Below are 3505 nucleotides of genomic sequence, written 5' to 3'. Positions count from 1 at the left end.
TGTCTACGCTCGCTTTATTTGTCATCGTTGTCGGCGGGGTTTCTCAAATTGTGTGGCGGAGATGGGAGGATTTTTGTCCAAAAATGTAGAAAGCGCCGCATGAGTCCCGTGAAGACCATGCGGCGCGGCCCGTTGTGGATGGAGTCCAAAAAGGGTTTGGCAGCCCAACTCTCATCCACAACCCGCGTCAGTCCCGGCTCCGGGGCTCGGATCCGGAACTGTCATGCCCATCGTATCCATTGCATGTCTATCCGTCAAGAGAGACGAGTATGAAAAGCTCGTAGATTCCCTGGGGCCTCGTGACGTGCCGTGCATATGGTGCGGTCATCCGTTCACGTACCGCCATGGTGTCTACATTCGTAGACCCATGGACGTCACTCGCCCTTTTCTCATTCGTCGCCGGTTTTGTCCTGCTTGTCGCCACACGTTCGCGCTCTTGCCAACTTTCCTCTCGCCCTACCAGAGAGCAACCATTCCCCTGCAGGATGAGGCTTGTTACCGCTTGGCCCAGGGACAGTCCTACGAGACCGTCTTACGCCATCTGGATGTCCGGGGGATTCATCTGTTTGACATGGCCACGCTTAGGCGTTGGTTCCGGCGGTTGGTGCTTCAGGTACACAAGATCCTCCCAGCCTTGACCGCGTTGGCGCAGCGCGAGGCACCTGAGCTGTCACTCTCCCGCCTGCGAGCGGGTGTCAGGGACGCGTGGGTCATGGCTTACTATGAGCGATTGACTGTGTGGGCGGGTCCATCTGCAGACTCGGGCAACTGGAACCTGCTTCGCCTCATCCTCTACGTGTTTGCCCCATCGCTGTCGGGAAACAGGGTTTCGTACGGCCTTCTGCCGACGCCACCTCCGTAAAACATCTGTCTCATCCCACAAAAGTCGATCTTCAGAGCGGCACTCACCCTGACTGACAATCAGGCTGACAAGCTCGTCAGAGGGGTGAGAACCATGGACGAAGAGCGCAGGAAGCAGATTGCCCAGTTTCGGTATGAGGTCATTGCACCGCTTTTGCACAGCCGGGAGAAGGGCACCCTCCAGGCGGCGCTGGAGGCTGCTGCAGGGAGAGTGTATGTGCTGCCGGACGGAACACAGCGGCGTTTGTCCGTGCGGACATTGGAGAGATATCTGTCCTTGTACCGCAGGGGCGGGTTCGAGGCATTGTATCCCGCAGGTCGCTCGGACCACAGCCGCCCCCGTGCATTGCCCCAGGTCATCATTGACCGGGCGATTGCGTTGCGCAAGGAGCAGCCCGCGCGCACGGTGGAGCAGATCATCGCCATGCTGGAAATGGAGGGTTTGGCCGCACCAGGGTTCATCCGTCGCAGCACGCTCGCGGCACATCTGCGCAAAGCTGGTGTCCCTCGCGCCAAGGTTGCGCGGAAACCGGTAAGAACCTGGCAGCGGTACACCGCCAGCGAGGTGCATGAGATTTGGCAGTGCGACATCTGTGACTCTCTGCGCGTGCCCGACGTGGATGCCGGTGGGCAGATGCGCGTGGCCCGGCTTGTCGCTGTCCTCGACGACAAAAGCCGGTATATCTGCTACGCCGCGTTTTACTTCCGCGAAAACCTGCCCGTGATTGAGGATGCCTTGAAGAAGGCGATTGCGGCCCACGGCACACCACGCATCTTTTACTGCGACAACGCCAAGGTGTACCACGCCGGGCAGCTCACAGAGATCGCCGCGCGGCTAGGGTTTGAGATTCGACACACACGCCCGTATTCTCCTCAGGGTCGAGGCAAGATTGAAAAATTTTTCGGGTATGTGGAGCGATCGTTTCGTCCGGAGGCGGAACTGTGCGTGAGGAAAGGCACCATCCAGTCCCTGGATGACCTGAACCGCTACTTCTGGGCGTGGCTGGAGCAGATGTACCACCAGCGGGTGCACACCACGCTCAAAAAACGCCCGGCAGATGTCTTGGCCACCCATGGAGCACTGCGACTCGTCGAGCCGCAGGTACTGGAGGAGGCGTTTTTGTGGACGTACGGGGCGAAGGCAGACAAGACGGCTTGTGTGTCGGTACAAGGAAACACGTATGAAGTGGAACCGGTGCTCGCCGGCAAGAAGGTGCAGCTTCGCTACAACCCCTTCGACCTTCGCCGCATCCAGGTTTGGTATGAGGGCCGCCGCTATGCGGACGCGGTGCCCATGACGCTGCGCAGACATGTGGACAAGCGGGTGGAGGCCTGTTTGCCGGACGAGTCTGAACCTCTGCCTGCCGGGGTCTCCTTTTTGGAGCATCTCGAACAGAAAGAAGCAAGCGCTCGCAAGGCGCGTTTGGGACGGATACAGTTTTCGGCGGCGCGGGGTGATGAGGGATGATAGCACAGTTCTTTGGCCTGCGGCGCGAACCGTTTGAACGGGACATTCCGGTGGATGAGCTGGTGCAGTTCCGAAATCACCAGGAACTGACGGCTCGGCTGACGTACGCCGCCGAGCACCGGCAAATCGCGCTCGTCACCGGGGATACCGGCACCGGGAAAACGACCGCGGTACGCGCCGTCATGAAGCGCTTGGACGAGAGCGAATACAGGTTCTTGTACATCGCCAGCGCGGGGTTGACATCCAAAACGCTGTACCGGGTCCTGCTCGAGCAGCTTCAGATTCAACCCAAGTTCCGCCTCGTCGACAATCAATTGCTCACTCACCGCGTCCTTGAGGAGATGTACAGCAAAGGCCAGCAGGCCGTGATTGTGGTGGATGAAGCCCACGAACTGGATCCGGCCACCCTGGCGGACATCCGGTACCTGACCAATTTCCGGGCCGATTCGTTTTCCCCGATCTCCCTGTGGCTGGTGGGCCAAACGGAGCTTCGCGAACGGATGAAGCTGCGGGTGCTCTCCGCGTTGTCGCAACGGATCCAGATTCGCTACCACATGACCGGGCTGACCGAAGCGGAGGTCCCGGAGTACATCGCGCAGCAACTGACCGCCGCGGGTGCGACACGCCCCATCTTCTCCCCGGATGCGATGAAATGGGTGGCGAAGATGACGCAGGGCAATCCTCGCATGGTCGGTGTGGTTTGCAAGAGTGCGATGCTGGATGCGGCGCTGCGCAAAGACGAGGTGGTGGACACCAGCCATGTGGAACGGGCGTGGCTGGAGGTGACGGGAGGATGAAGCGAGGGAGCCTTGTTTACACACCCGCATACGACCGGTGGACGTTCGAGAGCCCGGCATTCACGTATGACCTGCACTGCGGAGACGTATTGGATCTGCGCGTCGGAGGGCATTACATCTCTTGCAGACTCGAGCTCGGGCCCCGCGGGTGGTACGTGGTCATCCCCGACCCGAAACTGCGCTCACGGACAACGTTTTTGCTCAGCAGCGGCACGCGATACATCGCTCGCTTACCGTGATATCCATGATTATTTCTTCTCACCCCGCTTCGGCGGGGTCTCTTCGTTGTCGGTGTCCGCCAAACTTCGTTGGAATGCGCCACAATTCCAGGTGACAATGACGGTTGGAAAAACGCCGTCAAATAAAGCGAGCGTGGACA

At 59.6% G+C, this 3505-nt stretch carries 4 protein-coding genes; all 4 read left to right on the top strand.

What is annotated here, in order from left to right; translation table 11 throughout:
* The first annotated feature begins 502 nt into the window (after window positions 1-502).
* The 4 genes from IEX97_RS12725 to IEX97_RS14030 all read left to right on the top strand — a co-directional run bounded on the left by IEX97_RS12725 (window position 503) and on the right by IEX97_RS14030 (window position 3365).
* Entirely contained in the window at window positions 503-862 is a 360-nt protein-coding gene (locus tag IEX97_RS12725) for a hypothetical protein (protein ID WP_188883484.1), read from the top strand.
* 93 nt (window positions 863-955) lie between these two features.
* Window positions 956-2329, top strand: a complete 1374-nt coding sequence (locus tag IEX97_RS12720) for a DDE-type integrase/transposase/recombinase (RefSeq protein WP_188883483.1) — start codon at window positions 956-958, stop codon at window positions 2327-2329.
* On the top strand, window positions 2326-3126 hold the full coding sequence (locus tag IEX97_RS12715) for an ExeA family protein (RefSeq protein ID WP_188883482.1): 801 nt from the start codon (window positions 2326-2328) through the stop codon (window positions 3124-3126). Before IEX97_RS12720 ends, IEX97_RS12715 begins: the two co-directional genes overlap by 4 nt.
* Window positions 3123-3365, top strand: coding sequence for a DUF5348 domain-containing protein (locus tag IEX97_RS14030; RefSeq protein ID WP_188883481.1), 243 nt, complete (start codon window positions 3123-3125; stop codon window positions 3363-3365). Before IEX97_RS12715 ends, IEX97_RS14030 begins: the two co-directional genes overlap by 4 nt.
* Window positions 3366-3505: the final 140 nt, after the last annotated feature.

Source organism: Paenalicyclobacillus cellulosilyticus, from assembly GCF_014647315.1.
Classification (GTDB): domain Bacteria; phylum Bacillota; class Bacilli; order Alicyclobacillales; family Alicyclobacillaceae; genus Alicyclobacillus_J; species Alicyclobacillus_J cellulosilyticus.
Note: the sequence above shows the minus strand (reverse complement) of the source record. Positions and strands in the feature narration are given on the sequence as shown.